Origin of the sequence: Marinobacter sp. ES-1 (genome assembly GCF_000475255.1) — a bacterium.
GTDB classification, from domain to species: Bacteria; Pseudomonadota; Gammaproteobacteria; order Pseudomonadales; family Oleiphilaceae; genus Marinobacter; species Marinobacter vinifirmus.
In genome coordinates, this window is record NZ_AXBV01000034.1 from 18,658 (window position 1) to 37,681 (window position 19,024).

Consider the following 19,024-nt stretch of genomic DNA (forward strand, 5'->3'; position numbering starts at 1 on the left):
ATGTGCATCACATCAATCAGCACTCTGCTTCAGGGCATTGTGGGCGTGCCATCGGTCTTTGACGTGACCATCCACGGCCTTCAGACGGACAGCCGGGCGGTACGATCCGGTGACGCCTTTATTGCCCTGGCGGGTTCTGCCACGTCAGCCGAACACTATGTGGATGATGCCATCGCTGCCGGTGCTACCGCAGTGTTGCTGGAAGCCAGTGAACATCGGGAATGTCATGAACGCTCTGGCGCCCTGATTGTTCCGGTGGTCGGCCTGCGGGCCCAGTTGGGCCGTATCGCCACCCGGTTCTTCGAGCATCCGTCCCGGCATTTGCGGCTGATCGGTGTCACCGGTACCAATGGCAAGACTTCCGTAACCCAATACATTGCCCAGTTGCTGAAAGACACCGGCACCGCGTGCGGTGTGCTGGGCACCCTGGGTTATGGCATGCCCGGCAACCTGATGCCGGCCACCCATACCACGCCGGACGTGGTTCAGGTGAATCGTGTGCTGCATCGTATCCGCACCGATGGCGGCCGGGCTGCGGTGATGGAAGTGTCTTCCCACGCCCTGGACCAGGGCCGGATCGACAAGCTGACCATGACCGGAGCCGTGTTTACCAACCTGACCCGGGACCACTTAGATTACCACGGCAGCATGGAAGCCTACGGTGAGGCCAAGGCCAGGCTGTTCCAGCGCGAGGAACTGCACTTCTCGGTGATCAATTTTGATGACCCTTTCGGGCGCCAGCTGTATGGCCAGCTTGAAGGGATGTGTGACCGGGTCCGCTACAGCCTGCACGAGGCCCAGACCGAATTGTGGCTGAAAGAATTCACGCCTGAAGCCTCCGGCTTCCGTGCCCTGGTGGATGGCCAGTGGGGCGAATTTGAACTTCAGGTACCGCTGCTTGGCAGCTTTAACGCCAGTAACGTGCTGGCGGCCCTGGCTACGGTACTCACCCTGGGTGTGCCGCTCGATCGTGCCGTCGAAGCCAGTTCGCACCTCACGCCGCCTCCGGGCCGGCTTGAGCGTTTCACCGGTGCTGATGGCAAGCATGTAGTTGTGGATTACGCACACACCCCGGATGCCCTGGCCAATGCCCTGGCGGCCTTGCGGCCCCATGCGGCAGGCAAGCTGATTTGTGTATTCGGCTGTGGCGGCGACCGGGATGCCGGCAAGCGCCCTGAAATGGCAGCAGAAGCCGAAAAGCGTGCAGATGTGGTGATCGTGACTGACGACAATCCGCGCTCTGAAGATCCGGCGAAGATTGCTGCCGATATTGTGCAGGGCTTTTCTGCAGGTGCCGCGTACCGGGTTATCCATGACCGGGCGGCGGCTATCTCCGAAGCTATTGCCGTGGCCGGTCCGGACGACCTGGTGCTGGTGGCCGGAAAGGGCCACGAGGCCTACCAGGAAGTGGCTGGCCAGAAGCTGCCATTCAGTGATGCCGAGCAGGTGCGCCACCACTTGAACCTCAATGGAGGTGTGGCATGATGCGCGCCTTTTCGCTGGCGGAAGCTCAGGGCTTCCTGCAGGCCAAACTGGCTGGCGCGCTGGTGGATGCGGATACGCTCCGCTTTGATGGTGTGTCGACCGATACCCGGGCAGTCAAGCCGGGCCAGTTGTTTGTGGCGCTGCGCGGCGACCGTTTCGATGGCCACAAGTTTCTGGAGCAGGCCCGGGCACAGGGTGCGGTGGCGGCAGTGGTCGATACCGCAGATGACACCGTTGCCATGCCGCAACTGGTAGTGGCCGATACCGTCAATGCTCTGGCGGGCTTGGCGGCAGCGAACCGTAACGAAAGCCGGGCAGAGCTGGTGGCGATTACCGGTAGCAGCGGCAAGACCACCGTCCGGCAGATGACCTCCGCCATTCTGGCGCAGATGGGAACTACCCTTGCGACAGAGGGCAACCTGAACAACCACATCGGGGCTCCGCTGACCCTGTTCCGGCTGGAGCCTGCGCATCGTTACGGTGCCATCGAGCTGGGTGCCAGCGGGCTGGGCGAGATTGCCCACACGGTGAACATTGTTCGCCCGCAGGTGGTCATTCTGACCAACGCCGGGCAGGCGCACCTGGAAGGTTTCGGCAGTTACCAGAATATCGTGCAGGCCAAGGGCGAGATTATTGATGGCGTGGCCGCCGATGGTGCGGTGGTGCTGAACCGGGACGACCCTGCCTTTGACCAGTGGTTACAGCGGGCCGGATCGAAGCGGGTCGTGAGTGTGTCCCGCATGGGGCACCCGCAAGCGGATTACCGCGCCAGGGTAGCAATCCAGGCAGACCAGTCCCAGGCGCTGGAGATTGACGGCCCTGACGGCTGGCATTGCCGCCTGGTACTGCCGCTGCCGGGTGAGCACAACATTACCAATGCACTGCTGGCGCTGGCGGCATGCCGGGAGCTGGGTGCGACCGAACAGCAGCTGGTGCACGGGCTGAGCGGTGTGCAACCGGTAAAAGGGCGGTTGCAGGTACTGAAGCTGACCGACGATTTCACGGTGATCGACGACAGCTATAACGCCAATCCCGCGTCCATGAAGGCGGCGCTGGATGTCTTGGCGGCCTGTCCGGGTACCCGGGTGGCCGTCTTCGGTGCCATGGCTGAGCTGGGGGCCGGCGCCGAGGCGCTGCACCGGGAAGTAGGCGCCCACGCCCGGGCGAAGGGTATTGAGCGCTTGCTGGCGGTCGGTGCCGGTAGCGAAGGCTACGCCCGGGGTTTCGGGACAAATGCAGAGCAGGTCCAGAGCCATGAACAGGCGATGGAGGCCATTATGAATGGCCGGCAGGGAAATACCACTGTGCTGGTGAAAGGTTCTCGCAGTTCCGCCATGGATCGCGTGGTGGAGGGAATTCAGAAAAAGGTGACTAACACATGCTGCTCTGGCTGACAGAGATACTCTCCCAATATTTTTCATCACTGACGGTGTTTCAGTACCTGACCCTGCGCGCCATTCTGGGTGTGCTGACGGCGCTGCTGATCTCGCTGTTGATTGGCCCGGTGATGATCCGAAAACTCAGCCAGTACCAGATTGGCCAGGCGGTTCGGGACGACGGCCCGCAAACCCACCTGAGCAAGGCTGGCACTCCCACCATGGGCGGCGCGCTGATTCTAGTGGCTATCGCGATTTCCACCCTGCTGTGGGCAGACCTGAGCAACCGCTATGTCTGGATTGTGCTGCTGGTCACCTTGTTGTTCGGTGCCATTGGCTGGGTAGACGACTACCGCAAGGTGGTGGAGCGTAATCCGCGCGGCCTGCCGGGCCGCTGGAAGTATTTCTGGCAGTCGGTGATTGGTGCCGCAGCGGCGGTAGGGCTGTATTTCAGCTCCTCGCTGCCCCAGGAAACGTCCCTGTACCTGCCGTTCCTGAAAGATGTGTCCATCACTCTGGGGCCGGTAATGTTCATTTTGCTGACCTACTTCGTGATTGTCGGCAGCAGTAACGCTGTGAACCTGACAGACGGCCTCGACGGCCTGGCGATTATGCCTACGGTGATGGTGGCCAGTGCCTTGGCCATCTTCGCGTATGTGTCCGGCCATGCCCAATTCGCCAACTACTTGCTGATTCCGCATCTGCCGGGGGCCGGCGAGTTGATTGTGTTCTGTTGTGCCCTGGTGGGCGCGGGCCTGGGTTTCCTCTGGTTCAACACCTACCCGGCCCAGGTATTTATGGGCGATGTAGGTGCGCTCGCCCTGGGGGCGGCCCTGGGTGTGGTGGCCGTAATCGTCCGCCAGGAAATCGTGCTGTTCATCATGGGTGGTGTGTTTGTGATGGAAACCATCTCGGTGATCCTGCAGGTGGCGTCGTTCCGCCTGACCGGCCGCCGGATTTTCCGGATGGCACCTTTGCATCATCATTTCGAGCTTAAGGGCTGGCCCGAGCCGCGAGTCATCGTGCGCTTCTGGGTCATTACCGTGGTCCTGGTCCTGGTTGGCCTGGCCAGTCTGAAAATCCGATAGGAAGTTGCTACGGCTATGAGTGTCATTGTTTCGGATCGTCGCACATTGGTAGTAGGGCTCGGTAAAACCGGGCTCTCCTGCGTGCGCTATCTGTCTGGAACAGGCAGGGACATTGCCGTGGCTGACAGCCGGAGTAACCCTCCGGGGCTGGATGAGCTGAAGGCCGGTTGGCCGGATGTGCCGGTGTACCTGGGCGATTTCGATGAAGAGCTGTTTGCCCGTTTTAACGAACTGGTGGTCAGCCCGGGCATCAGCGTTGCCGAGCCCGCCATTGCCGGTGCCGCGCAGAAAGGCGCCGTGATTCGTGGTGACATCGACCTGTTTGCGGAAGCTGCAGACGCACCGATCATCGCCATTACCGGTTCTAACGGTAAAACCACGGTGACTACCCTGGTTGGCGAAATGGCGAGGGACGCCGGCCGCAAGGTTCAGGTAGGCGGCAATATCGGTACCCCGGCCCTGGATCTGCTGGGTCAGGGCGCCGATCTGTATGTGTTGGAGCTGTCCAGCTTCCAGCTGGAAACCACGGCGGAACTGAATGCCCAGGCGGCCACTGTACTGAACGTCAGTGACGATCATATGGACCGCTACCCGGACAAGATGGCGTATTTCCAGGCCAAGCAGCGGATCTATCGCGGCTGCCGTAATGCCATTGTGAACCTGGACGATGCCCTGAGCACGCCGATGGCCCGGGATAACCTGAGATTTCTGTGTTTCGGTTTTAACCGGGTGAATCCGGAAACCTTCAGCACCCGGGATGACGAACGGGGCACTTGGATTACCTTCGGCTTCGACAACCTGCTGCTGGCCAGCGAACTCAAACTGATGGGCCTGCACAACATCAGCAATGTGATGGCTGCACTGGCCCTGGGCCACGCCGCCGGCCTGGCGATGGAACCGATGCTGCAGGTGGCACGTGAGTTCCCTGGTTTGCCTCATCGCTGCGAGTTTATCCGGCAACTGGGCGGCGTGGACTACATCAACGATTCCAAGGGTACCAACGTGGGTGCCACGGTTGCCGCCATTGAAAGCCTGGCCCCCGAGCAGGGCAAGGTGGTGCTGATTGCCGGCGGTGATGGCAAAGGTGCTGATTTCCAGCCGTTGGCGCAGCCAGTGGCACAGCATTGCCGGGCGGTGGTGCTGATTGGCCGTGATGCACCGGCGATTGCCGCCGCCTTGCCGGAAGACGTGGTAACGGTGATGGCGAGCAGTTTTGAGCGGGCGGTGTCTGGTGCCCGGGAAATTGCCCATGAGGGCGACCGAGTCTTGTTATCGCCGGCTTGCGCCAGCTTCGACATGTTCCGGGATTACAACGATCGGGGTGATCAGTTCCGCACCCTGGTGGAGGCGCTGTGATGCAGGCAGGTATGACCATACCGCAAACCAGGACCTGGGACGGCCAGTTGCAGCCGCTGCCGGTGTTGGTGGTGTCTGCGGTAGCCCTGCTGGTGGTGGGTGTGGTGATGATCTCCTCGGCCTCCATGGATATGGCCGAGGCCACCCTGGGCAATGGCTATCACTATGTGATCCGGCAGCTGCTGTATGCCGCCATGGGCTGCGTGGCCGCGCTGATTGCGGTGAATGTGCCAGTTAGCTGGTGGGAGCGCAGTGGCTGGCTGATGCTGGGTATTGGCCTGGCGGTGCTGGTGCTGGTGCTGACGCCGCTGGGCCGGACCGTTAACGGTTCTACCCGCTGGATCCCGATGCTGGTGTTCAACGTGCAGGTATCGGAAGTGGCCAAGCTGTGCCTGATTGCCTACCTGGCCGGCTACGTGGTGCGCCGCCGGGAAGAACTGCTGAATACCTGGCCCGGCTTTCTGAAGCCCCTGGTTGTACTGGGTGTGGCTTCGGTGCTGCTGGTTATCCAGCCCGACTTTGGCGCCACGGTGGTTCTGGTGACTGCGGCGGCGGGCATGATTTTTCTCAGTGGTGTGCGGCTGACCCGCTTTGCACCGTTGATCGCCATCCTGGCGGTACTGGGCACGGTGCTGGTGGTTACCCAGCCGTACCGGCTGAAGCGGGTAGTGAGTTACCTGGACCCCTGGAAGGACCAGTTTGATTCTGGCTATCAGCTCACCCAGTCACTGATTGCCTTCGGGCGCGGTGAGTGGTTCGGCGTTGGCCTGGGCAATTCGGTGCAGAAGCTGTTCTTCCTGCCGGAAGCCCACACAGACTTTATTTTCTCGATCATTGCCGAGGAGTTCGGGCTGGTCGGTGCATTGATTGTGCTGGGGCTGTTTACCGCCCTGGTGGTGAGCGGGTTTGTGATTGCCCGCCGGGCGGAAAAATCGGGCATGCCGTTCGGGGCCTGTTTCAGCTATGGCCTGACGCTGCTGATCGGTTTGCAGGCCGGCATCAACATGGCCGTTGCCACCGGCCTGCTGCCCACCAAGGGCCTGACCCTGCCGCTGGTGAGCTATGGCGGCTCCAGCCTGATGGTCACCTGCGTGGCGATCGGGGTGCTGGTACGGGTTGAAATGGAACGACTGGATCGGGTTCGTATGTCCGAACAGGAAAAGAAAAGCAAGGTACGGGGAGGGGCTGTGTATGACTGAACCTCGCCGTTTCCTGATGATGGCCGGTGGTACCGGCGGCCACGTATTCCCGGCCCTGGCAACGGCCCTGGCGCTGCAGGAGCGTGGCCATGAAGTTTACTGGCTCGGCGCCAGTGGCGGCATGGAAGAGCGGCTGGTGGGTAACACCGATATTCCGTTGTCCACCATTCATATCTCCGGCCTGCGGGGCAAGGGCAAGCTGGCGCTGCTGCTGGCGCCGTTCCGCCTGATGCGGGCTCTGGGCGAGGCCTGGACACTGCTGCGCCGGATCAATCCGGATTGCGTGGTGGGTATGGGCGGCTTTGTGACCGGCCCTGGTGGAGTAGCCGCCTGGATGCAGCGCCGGCCGCTGGTGGTGCATGAGCAGAACGCGGTTGCCGGTATGACCAACCGCTGGCTGACCCGCTTTGCCGAAACCGTGCTGGAAGCTTTTCCCGGCAGTTTCGGCGACAAGGTCATTACCCGCTGCACCGGTAACCCGGTGCGCAAGGATGTAGCCGAGCTACCGGAGCCGGCAGAGCGTTTTGCCGGCCGAACCGGGCCGGTACGCATCCTGGTAGTGGGCGGTAGCCTGGGCGCGCAGGTGTTCAACGAACAGTTGCCCAGGGCCCTGGCGCTGTTGCCGGAAGCCGACCGGCCGCAGGTGCGCCACCAGTGTGGCGAAAAGAATCTCGAAGCCGCGCAGCAGTCCTATGATACTGCCGGCGTGAAGGCAAGCGTAGAGCCCTTTATTGCGGATATGGCAGAAGCCTACGCCTGGGCAGACCTGGTGGTGTGCCGGGCGGGTGCCCTGACGGTGTCGGAGCTGTGTGCCGCCGGGGTAGGCGCGATCCTGGTGCCGTTCCCCCATGCGGTGGACGACCATCAGACCCGCAACGGCCAGCACATGGTCAAGGCCGGTGCCGCCATTCTGGTGCCGCAGCCAAGGTTTACCCCCGAGGCACTGGCCGACACCCTGAAAGGGTTGTCCGGTGACCGGGAAAAAATTCTGGGAATGGCGCAGGCCGCGCGCTCGCTGGCCCGTCCCGATGCAACGGAGAGAGTCGTGAATTACTGTCTGGAGGCCGCCAATGGCTGATGCAAACAATCCGCCGCTGGTGTACCAGGTGCCGGAAATGCGCCGAATTCGCCATATCCACTTTGTCGGCATCGGCGGTGCCGGCATGAGCGGTATTGCCGAAGTATTGAAGAACCAGGGCTACGACGTGTCCGGTTCCGACATCAAGGAAAGCCCGGTAACAGACCGGCTTCGGGCCATGGGTGTGGAAGTGCAGATCGGCCACCGCGCCGAGAACAGCGCCAGGGCAGATGTGGTAGTGGTGTCCACCGCCGTGGGCAGTGATAACGCGGAAGTGGCAGCGGCCCGCAGCCGCCGGGTGCCGATTGTGCCCCGGGCGGAAATGCTGGCGGAAATCATGCGCTATCGCCACGGCATTGCGGTAGCCGGCACCCACGGTAAGACCACTACAACCAGCCTGATTGCCTCGGTGCTGGGTGAGGCGGGGCTGGACCCGACCTTCGTGATTGGTGGCAAGCTCAACAGCGCCGGCACCAATGCCCAGCTGGGCGGTTCCCGCTACCTGGTGGCGGAAGCCGACGAAAGCGATGCCTCGTTCCTGCATCTCACACCGGTTATTTCCGTGGTCACCAACATCGAAGCGGACCACATGGACACCTACGGTGGCGATGTCGAGAAGCTGAAGCAGACATTCGTCGATTTCCTGCACAACCTGCCGTTTTACGGTGTGGCAGTGATGTGTGTAGACGACGACTATGTGCAGGAAATCATTCCCCGCATTTCCCGCGCCATCATCACCTACGGCATTGATAACCCCGACGCCGACTACCGCGCCGAGCAGATTACCTCGGACGGCCTGAAAACCCGCTTTGTGGTGCGTCGCCCCGGTGGCCGGCCAGACCTGACCGTGGAACTGAAAATGCCGGGCCGCCACAACGTACTGAACGCGTTGGCGACCATCGCGGTGGCAACGGATGAAGGTGTGGACGACCAGGCGATCTGTCGCGGGCTGGCCGGCTTTGCCGGTGTCGGTCGCCGGTTCCAGGTTTACGGCGAATATCAGATTCCGAAAGGTACTGTGACCCTGGTGGATGACTACGGCCATCACCCCACTGAAGTGGAAGCCGTCATCCGTGCCGCCCGGGATGCCTGGCCGGGCCGCCGTATTGTGATGCTGTATCAGCCGCACCGGTTTACCCGTACCCGGGACCTGTACGAAGACTTCGTACGGGTGCTGGCAGAAGTCGACGGCCTGCTGCTGATGGATGTGTATTCCGCCGGCGAACCCGCCATTCCGGGCGCTGACGGTCGGGCCCTGTGCCGGAGCATCCGTCAGCGGGGCAAGGTGGAACCGGTGTTTGTGGAAGACAACCGCGAGATTGAAAGTCTCCTGACCAACGTGTTGCAGGATGGCGACCTGCTGATTACCCAGGGGGCAGGAGACATTGGTGGAGTAGCGGCACGACTGGCCGCAGCAGGAGTAACAGCAAGTGAGTGATCTGACGCATACCGACGCACAGCCGTATCAGGCATCGCCCGGGCTGGTGAAAGCCCTGGGCCGGGTGGCGGTATTCATGGGCGGCGATTCGGCCGAGCGGGAAGTGTCGCTGAAGAGCGGCCAGGCCGTGCTGTCGGCCCTGCAATCTGCTGGTGTGGATGCCGTGGGTATGGATATCCGGGGCTGCCTGCTGGGTACCGTCGAGAATCCGGAGTTTGACCGGGTGTTTATTGCCCTGCACGGTCGTGGTGGTGAAGACGGCACCCTGCAGGCGATTCTGGGCCAGGCGGGTATTCCCTACACCGGCAGCGAAGTGCTGGCATCGTCACTGGCCATGGACAAACTGCGCACCAAGTATGTGTTCGAAGGCTGCGGCCTGCCGACACCGGCATTTCGGGCCATGAAATCGGTGGATGAAGCCGAAGCTATTGTGGCAGCTCTGGGCACACCCCTGAGCGTCAAGCCGGCCCACGAGGGCTCCAGCATTGGTATCCGCAAGGTGCGAAGCGCCAGCGAGCTGGCAGAAGCCTATGAAGCGGCTGCCGCCATGGACGACCTGGTGCTGGTGGAAAAATGGATCGAAGGGCCGGAGTTCACCGTCAGCCTGTTGCAGGACCGGGCCCTGCCGGCCATCGGTCTGAGCACCGACCACGATTTCTATGATTACGACGCCAAGTACCTGGCTGATGACACCCGCTACCGCATTCCCTGCGGACTGGCGCCGGATGATGAACTGCGGCTGCAGCACCTGGCCCTGGAAGCCTTCCGGGTACTGGGATGCCGCACCTGGGGCCGGGTAGACATCATGCAGGATGCCGATGGTGAGTTCTGGCTGCTGGAAGTAAACACCGTGCCGGGCATGACCGACCACAGCCTGGTGCCGATGGCGGCAAGGGCTGCGGGCATCAGCTTTGAAGAACTGGTGGTGCGCATTCTGAAGGACACCGTGCAGGAGGCTGCGAATGCTTGAAACACTGCAGATCCGGAGCCGGGCGGTACCGCCCGAGCAGCCCCGGCGCCGGGGGGCAACCTCCGTGGGCCCGGAGCGGGACCGGTTTGGAGTGTTGAAAGCCATTCTGGCGACTGTGCCCTGGATGCAGGTAGGGCTGGGAGCCCTGGTGGTTCTGCTGGCGGCCATGGTGCCCTGGGGCACCGACCGCCTGCTGACGGCCATGGATCAGCAGATTCTGGCGGTGGATGTGCGCGGCAACTTTATTGGTGAAAACCCGGTGGACGTAGAGCGGGCAGCCAGTGCCTGGGTCGGCAAGAGCTATTTTGCCACCGACCTGGCCGACATCAAGGCGGAGCTGGAGCGCCGGCCCTGGGTCGAGTCTGCTGCCGTCAGGCGGGTATGGCCCGGTCGCCTGGAAATCGACATCCGGGAGAAAAAGCCACTGGCCTACTGGACAGATGGCCGCCTGGTCAGCCGTGCCGGGGAACTGTTTGCCCCGGCCAATCCGGAAGTGGCGGGCAAGCTGCCCCGGCTGGCAGGGCCTGACGAGCGGGTACGAGACGTCATCGACATGGCGCGCACCATGAGCGAGCAATTACTGGGATACGGGCTGGGCTTTGCCGGCCTGACCCTTGAACAAAGGGGGGCCTGGACCCTTACCCTGGCCAACGGCATCGAAGTGGTGCTGGGCCGGGACCAGGTGGAACAGCGCTTCGAGCGTTTTATAACAGTTTACGAGAACCGGCTGGCTTCAAGAGTCAGCGAAGTCAGCCGGGTTGATGCCCGTTACTCGAACGGAGTCGCGGTGCAGTGGAAAGCGGATGTGGCACAGGCCACTCCGAAATCCTGATAACGATTATTACGAACCTGGGGTTTGGTGAAACACATGTCATCGGTTGAAACGGAAAACATGATTGTCGGCCTGGATATCGGAACCTCCAAGGTGGTTGCGATTGTCGGCAAGCGCAAGATGGATGGAACGATCGAAGTAGTGGGGATCGGTTCCCACCCGTCCCGCGGCCTCAAGCGTGGTGTGGTGGTGAATATCGAAACCACTGTTCAGGCTATCCAGCGCGCCGTGGAAGAAGCGGAGCTGATGGCGGGGTGCCGGATTCACTCGGTGTATGCCGGCATTGCCGGCAGCCATATCAAGAGCCTGAATTCCCACGGCATCGTGGCGATCCGGGACCGGGAAGTGACCCAGGCGGATATCGACCGGGTGATCGATGCTGCCCAGGCCGTGGCCATTCCGGCGGATCAGAAAATCCTGCATATCCTGCCGCAGGAATTTGTGATCGATAACCAGGAAGGCATCAAGGAACCCATGGGCATGTCCGGCGTGCGCCTCGAAGCCAAGGTGCACCTGGTGACCTGCGCGGTGAATGCTGCCCAGAATATTGAAAAGTGTGTGGAACGCTGCGGCCTGGAGGTGGACGACATCATCCTGGAACAGCTGGCCTCCAGCCACGCCATTCTCACCGAAGACGAGAAAGAACTGGGTGTATGCGTGGTGGATGTCGGTGGCGGTACCACCGATATCGCCGTGTTTACCGGCGGTGCCATTCGCCATACCGCGGTGATTCCCATCGCCGGCGACCAGGTGACCAACGACATCGCCATGGCATTGCGTACGCCCACCCAGAACGCAGAAGAGATCAAGATCAAATATGCCTGTGCGCTGACCCAGCTCGCAGGCGCCGACGAAACCATCAAGGTGCCCAGCGTGGGCGATCGCGCACCCCGCGATCTGTCCCGCCAGGCCCTGGCAGAAGTGGTGGAGCCCCGTTACGAGGAGCTGTTCACCCTGGTTCAGTCGGAGCTGCGCCGGTCCGGGTTTGAAGACCTGATTCCGGCCGGCATCGTGATTACCGGCGGTTCTTCCACCATGGAAGGGGTGGTGGAACTGGCCGAGGAAATCTTCCACATGCCGGTCAGGCTTGCCTGTCCGCAGAAAGTCTCCGGCATGACGGAAGTGGTCAACAACCCGATCTACGCCACGGGCGTGGGGTTGCTGATCCATGGCTTCCGGCAAATGGATCTTGGCCGGGCGCCGGCGCTCAAGGGTGAGGATGCACCCTCACTGGTTGAGCGGATGAAAGCCTGGTTTACCGGTCATTTCTGACGGTAGGCCGGGGGTAAGGCACGAAGGTTTCTCGAAAAGCAAAAAACGATCGAAATAGCCGGCCTGGACAGGCCGGAAACCGCACGAAGGAGTAGGGGATATGTTTGAACTCGTTGATAATGTTCAGCAAAACGCAGTAATCAAGGTTGTCGGTGTTGGCGGTGGTGGCGGTAACGCTGTTCGCCACATGCTTAACAGCGACATTGAAGGTGTGGAATTTATCTGCGCCAACACAGACGCCCAGGCCCTGAAAAACCTGGACGCCCGCCAGATCATCCAGCTCGGTGGCAACATCACCAAGGGCCTGGGTGCCGGCGCCAACCCGGAAGTCGGTCGCCAGTCTGCGCTGGAAGACCGTGACCGCATTGCCGAGGCCCTGAGCGGCTCAGACATGGTGTTCATCACCGCAGGTATGGGCGGTGGTACCGGTACCGGTGCTGCGCCGATCGTGGCAGAGGTTGCCCGTGAACTGGGTATCCTGACCGTTGCCGTGGTCACCAAGCCGTTCCAGTTCGAAGGCGGCAAGCGCATGAGCGTGGCTGAATCCGGCCTGAAGGAACTGGAAGAGAGCGTTGACTCCCTGATTACCATTCCGAACGAAAAACTGCTGGCGGTCATGGGCAAGAAAACCAGCCTGCTGGACGCCTTTGCCTCCGCCAACGACGTACTGCTTGGCGCTGTGCAGGGTATTGCCGACCTGATTACCCGTAACGGTATGATCAACGTCGACTTTGCCGACGTGAAAACCGTAATGTCCGAAATGGGCATGGCGATGATGGGTACCGGCCGCGCCACCGGCGAGAACCGAGCCCGTGAAGCAGCAGAAGCGGCCGTACGCAGCCCGCTGCTGGAAGATATCAACCTGCAGGGCGCCAAGGGCATCCTGGTTAATATCACTGCCGGTATGGACCTCAACCTGGGTGAGTTCTCCGAGGTGGGCGATATCGTTCGCGAATTCGCGTCTGACTCCGCCACCGTGGTGGTGGGCACCGTGATCGATCCGGAAATGACCGAAGAACTGAAGGTTACCGTGGTTGCGACCGGTCTGGGCGGTGAGCGCGAGAAGCCGACCAAGGTGGTGGATAACACCCGTACCCTGGATGGCAAGACCGACTACAACCAGCTGGACCGCCCGGCGGTGTTGCGTCGTCGCGCGGTAACCCAGGGCAATGTGGCACTGGACCAGAGCAAAGAAAGCGAAGAGCAGGGCGTGGACTATCTCGATATTCCCGCATTCCTTCGCCGGCAGGCTGATTGATAATCTGTCTCAAATATGACGGAGGTCCGGTTTCTGATGTTTCTCCAGGGAACCGAAAGCCTTAGTCAAACGTGAGCTGATTGACCATAGCCGATGACTATTGCAAAAGTTAAGTAAAGTCATGCTGGTTAAATGGTGCTCAGTCTTGAATTCTGATATTCTGCGGGCAGTTTTTTGCTCAGAATATCGAACTTTTGTGACGGAATAATGAACCGATGATCAGACAACGGACACTCAAAAACACCATCCGCGCGACTGGTGTAGGCCTGCACTCAGGGGAAAAGGTTTACCTGACGCTGAAGCCGGCACCTGTCGATGCAGGAATCATCTTCCGCCGTACTGACCTGGACCCGATGGTCGAGATCCGTGCCTGTGCGGAGAATGTGGGTGAGACCATGCTGTCCACGACGCTGGTAAAAGACGGTGTCCGTGTGGCGACGGTTGAGCATTTGCTCTCGGCCATGGCTGGTCTCGGAATCGACAACTGCTATGTCGAACTCAGTGCGGCAGAAGTGCCGATCATGGACGGTTCCGCCGGCCCGTTTGTATTCCTGCTGCAGTCTGCAGGGATCGCCGAGCAGGAAGCCGCCAAGCGCTTCATCCGCATCAAGCGTGAAGTCACCGTGGAAGAAGACGGTAAGAAAGCAACCTTCCTGCCGTTCGAAGGCTTCAAGGTCAGCTTCGGTATCGACTTCGATCATCCGGTGTTCAAGGGTCGCGCCCAGACCGCAACGGTAGACTTCTCTTCCACGTCTTTCGTGAAAGAAGTATCCCGTGCCCGTACTTTCGGCTTTATGCGGGATATCGAGAAGCTGCGGGCCATGAACCTGGCCCTCGGTGGTAGCGTCGACAACGCCATCGTGGTTGATGACTACAAGATCCTGAACGAAGACGGTCTGCGCTACGATGACGAGTTCGTCAAGCACAAGGTACTGGATGCCATCGGCGACCTTTACCTGTTGGGCAACAGCCTGATTGGTGAGTTCCGTGGTATCAAATCAGGTCACGACCTGAACAACAAGCTGCTGCGCAAGCTCAGGGCTGAAGAAGATGCATGGGAAGTGGTGACCTTCGATGACGAAGCCACTGCACCTATCTCTTATATGAAGCCTGTGCTGGCGGTGGGTTAAGGCCGGACGCCTTAATCCCGCACGTGGCTGGCGAGTTTTTCGAGAACCTCGCGCAAAGCTTTATCCTTCGTGTGCCCGGCTTCCTCTTTGAGGAACCGGGCATTTTCCTGGCTCAAAGGTATTTTTTCGACTTTCTTGCGCGCCCGATACCTGAGCGGGCTGACCTTGATGCGCACCTTCCAGACAAAACGGAACAGTTCGTTCTCCCGTAATGCCTCCATAATTTCGTGCTGGCGGAAGCGCAATCGCGTGGCCTTGCTGGCGTTATCTGTAGCCAGAACCAGCTCGCCATCCTGGCAGCTGACAAATCGGGTGCCTGTCCGAAGTTCTGCGGGTATGGCTTCGAGGACCTGTTGTTCCGCCTGTAAATGCAGTTCCGCCCGGGCCATCAGCTCCTTCAGGGTGGAAGCCGGCGCCGGGCCGCTGTTTGTGCGGAAGATCATTTTTTGATCGGATTTTTCATTCATTGACAGTTTTTGTCTCGACGAGCCCGTTTACGATTGGTTACACTTCGGCACGTTTTTTTGATGGTGCCAGCATTGCTCCCGTTTTACATTGTCGCGAGAGAGTGTGTCCAGCTGGCACTGCGTCTATTCAATACGTAGTTGTTGCAAGGATAGCAGACCCACTCGAAAATTTTCCGGGTCGCAGCACTACAGGGAACAGGTTGCGACTCTTCGATGACACCGAATGACGATATGAATGTAATTTTCGTTGGCAAACGCCATGGTCAGTCAAAGGCTGTCGCGTTGAATGGCGGTGTTCTGGCCGGGCTGATTTTCCTTGTGCTGGCGCTTATCCTGGCGGCCAGCTGGGCGGGTTATCGGGTAGCCGTTACCAAGGCAGCCGCTGAACAACCGACCGAATCCGAGTTGGTGGCTGAATGGCGTTCAAAGCTGGAGCAGCAGAAGGCCCAGCTTGCCCGTGTTCGGGAAGATGTACAACAGCAGGTCGACGCACTGACCCTTCGCCTGGGCCAGATCCAGGGCCGGATGCTGCGTCTGGATGCGCTCGGTCAGCGCTTTATGGAATCGGGCCTGGTGGCCAGTGACGAATTCAACTTCGACCAGCCGCCGGCGGTGGGTGGTCCGGAAGAACTGGGCCTTGCCGGTGATTCCTACAGTGCTCCGGAGCTGACCGAAATGATTTTCCAGCTGGAGCGTCAGCTGGAAGACCGCGAGAAACAACTGCGCCTGCTCGATAAGGTGTCGTCCCGGCAAAAGCTGGAAGATGAACGCTATGTGCAGGGCCGGCCGATCACCTGGGGCTGGTTGTCCTCCAAGTACGGTTACCGTTCCGATCCGTTTACCGGCAAGCGCACCTGGCACGGTGGCGTGGACCTGGCCGGCAAGGACGGCAGCGACATTATTGCCGTGGCCAGTGGTGTGGTCACCTGGGCCGGCGAGCGTTACGGCTATGGCAACCTGGTAGAAGTGGACCACGGCGATGGCCTGGTTACCCGCTACGCCCACGCCAAAACCGTCAAGGTCAAGATCGGCGATGTGGTCCAGAAAGGCCAGGTGGTTGCACTGATGGGCAGCACCGGTCGCTCTACCGGACCGCACGTACATTTCGAAGTTATCCGTAATGGAAAGACCGAAGATCCTGTCAAATATATCCAGCGGGCAAGCCGCTGATATCATTCCCGTGAACCCTGCCTTTTGTCCTGTCGCCAAATAAGGTTAGAATGCCGGCTTCCTCCGTTTAACTGAAGAAGCAGTGGTCTATGTTCTCAAAGCTTGCAACCAAGATGTTCGGCAGTAAAAACGCCAGAGAGATCAAGCGCATGCGCAAGGCGGTCTTGCGCATCAACGACCTTGAAGAACAATTTGGCGGTTTGTCGGATACAGAGCTGCAAGGCAAGACGGCGGAGTTCCGCCGGCGCCTTGAAGAAGGCGAAGCGCTGGATGCGCTGCTTCCCGAAGCCTTTGCCACCGTACGCGAAGCCAGCCGCCGGGTAATGGGCATGCGCCATTACGACGTGCAGCTGATCGGTGGTATGACCCTGCACGAAGGCCGCATCGCCGAGATGAAAACCGGTGAGGGTAAAACCCTGGTGGCTACCGCGTCAGTATACCTCAACGCATTGCCGGGCAAGGGCGTTCACGTTGTGACCGTGAACGATTACCTGGCCAGCCGTGATGCCGAGTGGATGGGCAAATTGTACCGGTTCCTTGGGCTCACCATCGGCGTAGTGGTTGCCGGCCAGCCGCCGGAAGAAAAGCGCGCGGCCTACCAGGCCGATATTACCTACGGTACCAACAACGAGTTCGGCTTCGATTACCTGCGCGACAACATGGCCTTCAGTATTGAAGACAAGGTCCAGCGCGGGCTGAACTATGCCATCGTGGATGAGGTGGATTCGATTCTGATCGATGAGGCCCGCACGCCGCTGATTATCTCCGGTGCCGCGGAAGACTCCTCGAAAATGTACCAGGCCATTAACAGCCTGGTGCCCAGCCTGGAGAAAGGCGAGGTGAGCGAGGAGGGTGAGTCCTCCGGTGACTTCACCATCGACGAAAAATCCCGCCAGGTTGAGCTGACTGAAGCCGGCCATGAAAAGGTCGAGGAGCTCCTGCTCAGCCGCGGTTTGCTGAACGAAGGGGAAAGCCTGTATTCCGCGGCCAACCTCAGCCTGCTGCACCATGTTCATTCGGCCCTGCGCGCCCACCACCTGTTCCAGAAAGATGTGGATTACATTGTCCAAGGCGGTCAGGTGGTCATTGTTGACGAACACACCGGCCGCACCATGCCGGGCCGCCGCTGGAGTGAAGGTCTGCACCAGGCCATCGAGGCGAAAGAGGGTCTGAAAATCCAGGCCGAGAGCCAGACCCTGGCCTCCACCACCTTCCAGAACTATTTCCGTTTATACGAGAAGCTTGCGGGCATGACCGGTACCGCCGATACCGAAGCCTTCGAGTTCCGCCAGATCTACGGCCTGGACGTGGTGGTGATTCCGCCCAACAAGCCGATCCAGCGGATTGACTACAACGACCTGGTGTACCTGACCCAGGAAGAGAAATTCCACGCCATTATCGACGAGATCAAGGATGTAACCTCCGAAGGTCGCCCGGTACTGGTGGGTACGGCCTCCATCGAGGCGTCTGAATTGCTGTCCATGCTGCTGAAAAAGGCACGGATCGACCATAAGATCCTGAACGCCAAGCAGCACGAATCCGAAGCCCAGATCATTGCCCAGGCGGGCCGCCCGGGTGCGGTGACCATCGCCACCAACATGGCGGGCCGTGGTACCGACATTGTGCTGGGTGGTAACTGGGAGCACGAAGTGGCCGGCCTGGACAACCCTTCCGAGGAGGAAGTTGCCCGCATCAAGGCCGAGTGGACTGAGCGTCACACCCAGGTGCTGGACGCCGGTGGTCTGCACATTGTCGGCACCGAGCGCCACGAATCCCGCCGTATCGACAATCAGTTGCGGGGCCGTGCCGGCCGTCAGGGCGATCCGGGTTCTTCCCGCTTCTTCCTGTCACTGGAAGATAACCTGATGCGGATCTTTGCCCCGGAGCGGGTGAAGAACCTGATGCAGGCTATGGGCATGAAGAAGGGCGAGGCCATCGAACACCGCATGGTCTCCAACGCCATCGAGAAGTCCCAGCGCAAGGTGGAAGGTCGCAACTTCGACATGCGTAAAACCCTGCTGGAATACGATGACGTGGCCAACGACCAGCGTACGGTGATCTATGATCAGCGTAACGAGGTGATGGCCTCCAACGATATTTCCGAGATGGTCGACACCATCCGGGCCGATGTGGTGGATGCCCTGATCAGCGAATTCATTCCGCCCCAGAGCATGCCGGAGCAGTGGGATGTGGCCGGCCTGGAAGCACAGCTGCAGTCCGAGATGGCCGTGGACCTTCCGGTGCAGAAGTGGCTGGAAGAAGACAACAAGCTGTACGAGGAGAACCTTCGCCAGAAGATCCTCGACGCGATTGTGGCCGAATACCGCTCCAAGGAAGAAGTCGCCGGCGCCGAAGCCATGCGCAAGTTCGAAAAACAGGTGTTCCTGCAGGTGCTCGACACCTTGTGGAAAGAACACTTGTCGAACATGGATCATCTGCGCCGTGGTATTCACCTGCGTGGCTACGCCCAGAAGAACCCGAAGCAGGAATACAAGCGTGAGGCTTTCAACCTGTTCGAGACCATGCTTGATACCATGAAGCGTGATGTTGCCCGGGTGCTGAGCCACGTTCGGGTGCAGAGCCGCGAGGAAATGGAAGAGATCGAGCGCCGTCGCAAGGAAGAGCTGGAGCGGGAAATGGCCCGTGCCAAGCTCCGCCATGACGAAACCAGCGCCGCCCGGGCAGCGGAAGGTGAAGGTGACGGCGAAGACGGCCAGCAAGGCCAGCAGACCACGCCGGATACCTTTGTGCGCCAGGAGCGAAAAGTGGGCCGAAACGAACCCTGCCCCTGCGGATCTGGCAAGAAATACAAACAGTGCTGCGGCAAGGTCAGCTAACCGACCAGCCCGGCACCGAAGCACCAGAACCCGCAAACCGCCAGAGTGCTGGCAGCTTGCGGGTTTTG

The 19,024-nt window shown here is 60.4% G+C and carries 15 protein-coding genes; 14 read left to right on the forward strand and 1 reads right to left on the reverse strand.

Translation table 11 applies throughout. From position 1 onward, the window contains the following. From Q668_RS05820 to lpxC, 12 genes are all read left to right on the forward strand, one after another. On the forward strand, nt 1-1,485 hold the full coding sequence (locus tag Q668_RS05820) for a UDP-N-acetylmuramoyl-L-alanyl-D-glutamate--2,6-diaminopimelate ligase (RefSeq protein WP_022988679.1): 1,485 nt from the start codon (nt 1-3) through the stop codon (nt 1,483-1,485). After that, the gene (locus Q668_RS05825) at nt 1,482-2,879 is read left to right on the forward strand and encodes a UDP-N-acetylmuramoyl-tripeptide--D-alanyl-D-alanine ligase (RefSeq protein WP_022988680.1); all 1,398 of its coding nucleotides are present in this window, start codon (nt 1,482-1,484) and stop codon (nt 2,877-2,879) included. Before Q668_RS05820 ends, Q668_RS05825 begins: the two co-directional genes overlap by 4 nt. Beyond that, a complete protein-coding gene (gene mraY, locus Q668_RS05830; RefSeq protein WP_022988681.1) occupies nt 2,864-3,949 on the forward strand; it encodes a phospho-N-acetylmuramoyl-pentapeptide-transferase in 1,086 nt (361 codons plus the stop codon). The genes Q668_RS05825 and mraY overlap by 16 nt, the downstream gene beginning before the upstream one ends. Nucleotides 3,950-3,964: 15 nt before the next feature. Then, on the forward strand, nt 3,965-5,305 hold the full coding sequence (murD, locus tag Q668_RS05835) for a UDP-N-acetylmuramoyl-L-alanine--D-glutamate ligase (RefSeq protein ID WP_036219337.1): 1,341 nt from the start codon (nt 3,965-3,967) through the stop codon (nt 5,303-5,305). A gap of 11 nt (nt 5,306-5,316) precedes the next feature. Beyond that, a complete protein-coding gene (gene ftsW, locus Q668_RS05840; protein WP_227498301.1) occupies nt 5,317-6,504 on the forward strand; it encodes a putative lipid II flippase FtsW in 1,188 nt (395 codons plus the stop codon). Then, nucleotides 6,497-7,582 carry an undecaprenyldiphospho-muramoylpentapeptide beta-N-acetylglucosaminyltransferase gene (murG, locus tag Q668_RS05845; protein WP_022988684.1) on the forward strand — a complete coding sequence of 362 codons (1,086 nt, stop codon included), beginning with the start codon at nt 6,497-6,499 and terminating at the stop codon, nt 7,580-7,582. Before ftsW ends, murG begins: the two co-directional genes overlap by 8 nt. Beyond that, nucleotides 7,575-9,020 (forward strand): UDP-N-acetylmuramate--L-alanine ligase, encoded by a 1,446-nt coding sequence (gene murC / locus Q668_RS05850; protein ID WP_022988685.1) that lies wholly within the window; start codon nt 7,575-7,577, stop codon nt 9,018-9,020. Before murG ends, murC begins: the two co-directional genes overlap by 8 nt. Then, nucleotides 9,013-9,990 (forward strand): D-alanine--D-alanine ligase, encoded by a 978-nt coding sequence (locus Q668_RS05855; RefSeq protein ID WP_022988686.1) that lies wholly within the window; start codon nt 9,013-9,015, stop codon nt 9,988-9,990. The genes murC and Q668_RS05855 overlap by 8 nt, the downstream gene beginning before the upstream one ends. After that, a complete protein-coding gene (locus Q668_RS05860; RefSeq protein ID WP_022988687.1) occupies nt 9,983-10,822 on the forward strand; it encodes a cell division protein FtsQ/DivIB in 840 nt (279 codons plus the stop codon). The genes Q668_RS05855 and Q668_RS05860 overlap by 8 nt, the downstream gene beginning before the upstream one ends. A 36-nt stretch (nt 10,823-10,858) precedes the next feature. After that, a complete protein-coding gene (gene ftsA / locus Q668_RS05865; RefSeq protein ID WP_022988688.1) occupies nt 10,859-12,094 on the forward strand; it encodes a cell division protein FtsA in 1,236 nt (411 codons plus the stop codon). 100 nt (nt 12,095-12,194) lie between these two features. Continuing rightward, complete coding sequence (gene ftsZ / locus Q668_RS05870) at nt 12,195-13,352, forward strand: cell division protein FtsZ (RefSeq protein WP_022988689.1); 1,158 nt, start codon at nt 12,195-12,197, stop codon at nt 13,350-13,352. Between the two features lie 215 nt (nt 13,353-13,567). Beyond that, a complete protein-coding gene (lpxC, locus tag Q668_RS05875) occupies nt 13,568-14,482 on the forward strand; it encodes a UDP-3-O-acyl-N-acetylglucosamine deacetylase (RefSeq protein WP_022988690.1) in 915 nt (304 codons plus the stop codon). Nucleotides 14,483-14,493: 11 nt separating this feature from the next. On the opposite strand, the gene Q668_RS05880 is transcribed toward lpxC, so the two are convergent. After that, entirely contained in the window at nt 14,494-14,949 is a 456-nt protein-coding gene (locus Q668_RS05880; RefSeq protein WP_022988691.1) for a DUF721 domain-containing protein, read from the reverse strand. 231 nt (nt 14,950-15,180) lie between these two features. On the opposite strand from Q668_RS05880, the gene Q668_RS05885 reads away from it, so the two are divergent. Together Q668_RS05885 and secA are read left to right on the forward strand one after the other, a co-directional pair. Continuing rightward, a complete protein-coding gene (locus tag Q668_RS05885) occupies nt 15,181-16,119 on the forward strand; it encodes a M23 family metallopeptidase (protein WP_022988692.1) in 939 nt (312 codons plus the stop codon). 89 nt (nt 16,120-16,208) lie between these two features. After that, on the forward strand, nt 16,209-18,956 hold the full coding sequence (gene secA, locus Q668_RS05890; RefSeq protein WP_022988693.1) for a preprotein translocase subunit SecA: 2,748 nt from the start codon (nt 16,209-16,211) through the stop codon (nt 18,954-18,956). Nucleotides 18,957-19,024: the final 68 nt, after the last annotated feature.

Bases quoted from the DNA above. Each gene is read 5' to 3' on its own strand.
- Q668_RS05820 (WP_022988679.1), top strand. From the start codon at position 1: ATGTGCATCACATCAATCAGCACTCTGCTTCAGGGCATTGTGGGCGTG.
- Q668_RS05825 (WP_022988680.1), top strand. From the start codon at position 1,482: ATGATGCGCGCCTTTTCGCTGGCGGAAGCTCAGGGCTTCCTGCAGGCC.
- mraY (WP_022988681.1), top strand. From the start codon at position 2,864: ATGCTGCTCTGGCTGACAGAGATACTCTCCCAATATTTTTCATCACTG.
- murD (WP_036219337.1), top strand. From the start codon at position 3,965: ATGAGTGTCATTGTTTCGGATCGTCGCACATTGGTAGTAGGGCTCGGT.
- ftsW (WP_227498301.1), top strand. From the start codon at position 5,317: ATGACCATACCGCAAACCAGGACCTGGGACGGCCAGTTGCAGCCGCTG.
- murG (WP_022988684.1), top strand. From the start codon at position 6,497: ATGACTGAACCTCGCCGTTTCCTGATGATGGCCGGTGGTACCGGCGGC.
- murC (WP_022988685.1), top strand. From the start codon at position 7,575: ATGGCTGATGCAAACAATCCGCCGCTGGTGTACCAGGTGCCGGAAATG.
- Q668_RS05860 (WP_022988687.1), top strand. From the start codon at position 9,983: ATGCTTGAAACACTGCAGATCCGGAGCCGGGCGGTACCGCCCGAGCAG.
- ftsA (WP_022988688.1), top strand. From the start codon at position 10,859: ATGTCATCGGTTGAAACGGAAAACATGATTGTCGGCCTGGATATCGGA.
- ftsZ (WP_022988689.1), top strand. From the start codon at position 12,195: ATGTTTGAACTCGTTGATAATGTTCAGCAAAACGCAGTAATCAAGGTT.
- lpxC (WP_022988690.1), top strand. From the start codon at position 13,568: ATGATCAGACAACGGACACTCAAAAACACCATCCGCGCGACTGGTGTA.
- Q668_RS05880 (WP_022988691.1), bottom strand. From the start codon at position 14,949: ATGAATGAAAAATCCGATCAAAAAATGATCTTCCGCACAAACAGCGGC.
- Q668_RS05885 (WP_022988692.1), top strand. From the start codon at position 15,181: ATGAATGTAATTTTCGTTGGCAAACGCCATGGTCAGTCAAAGGCTGTC.
- secA (WP_022988693.1), top strand. From the start codon at position 16,209: ATGTTCTCAAAGCTTGCAACCAAGATGTTCGGCAGTAAAAACGCCAGA.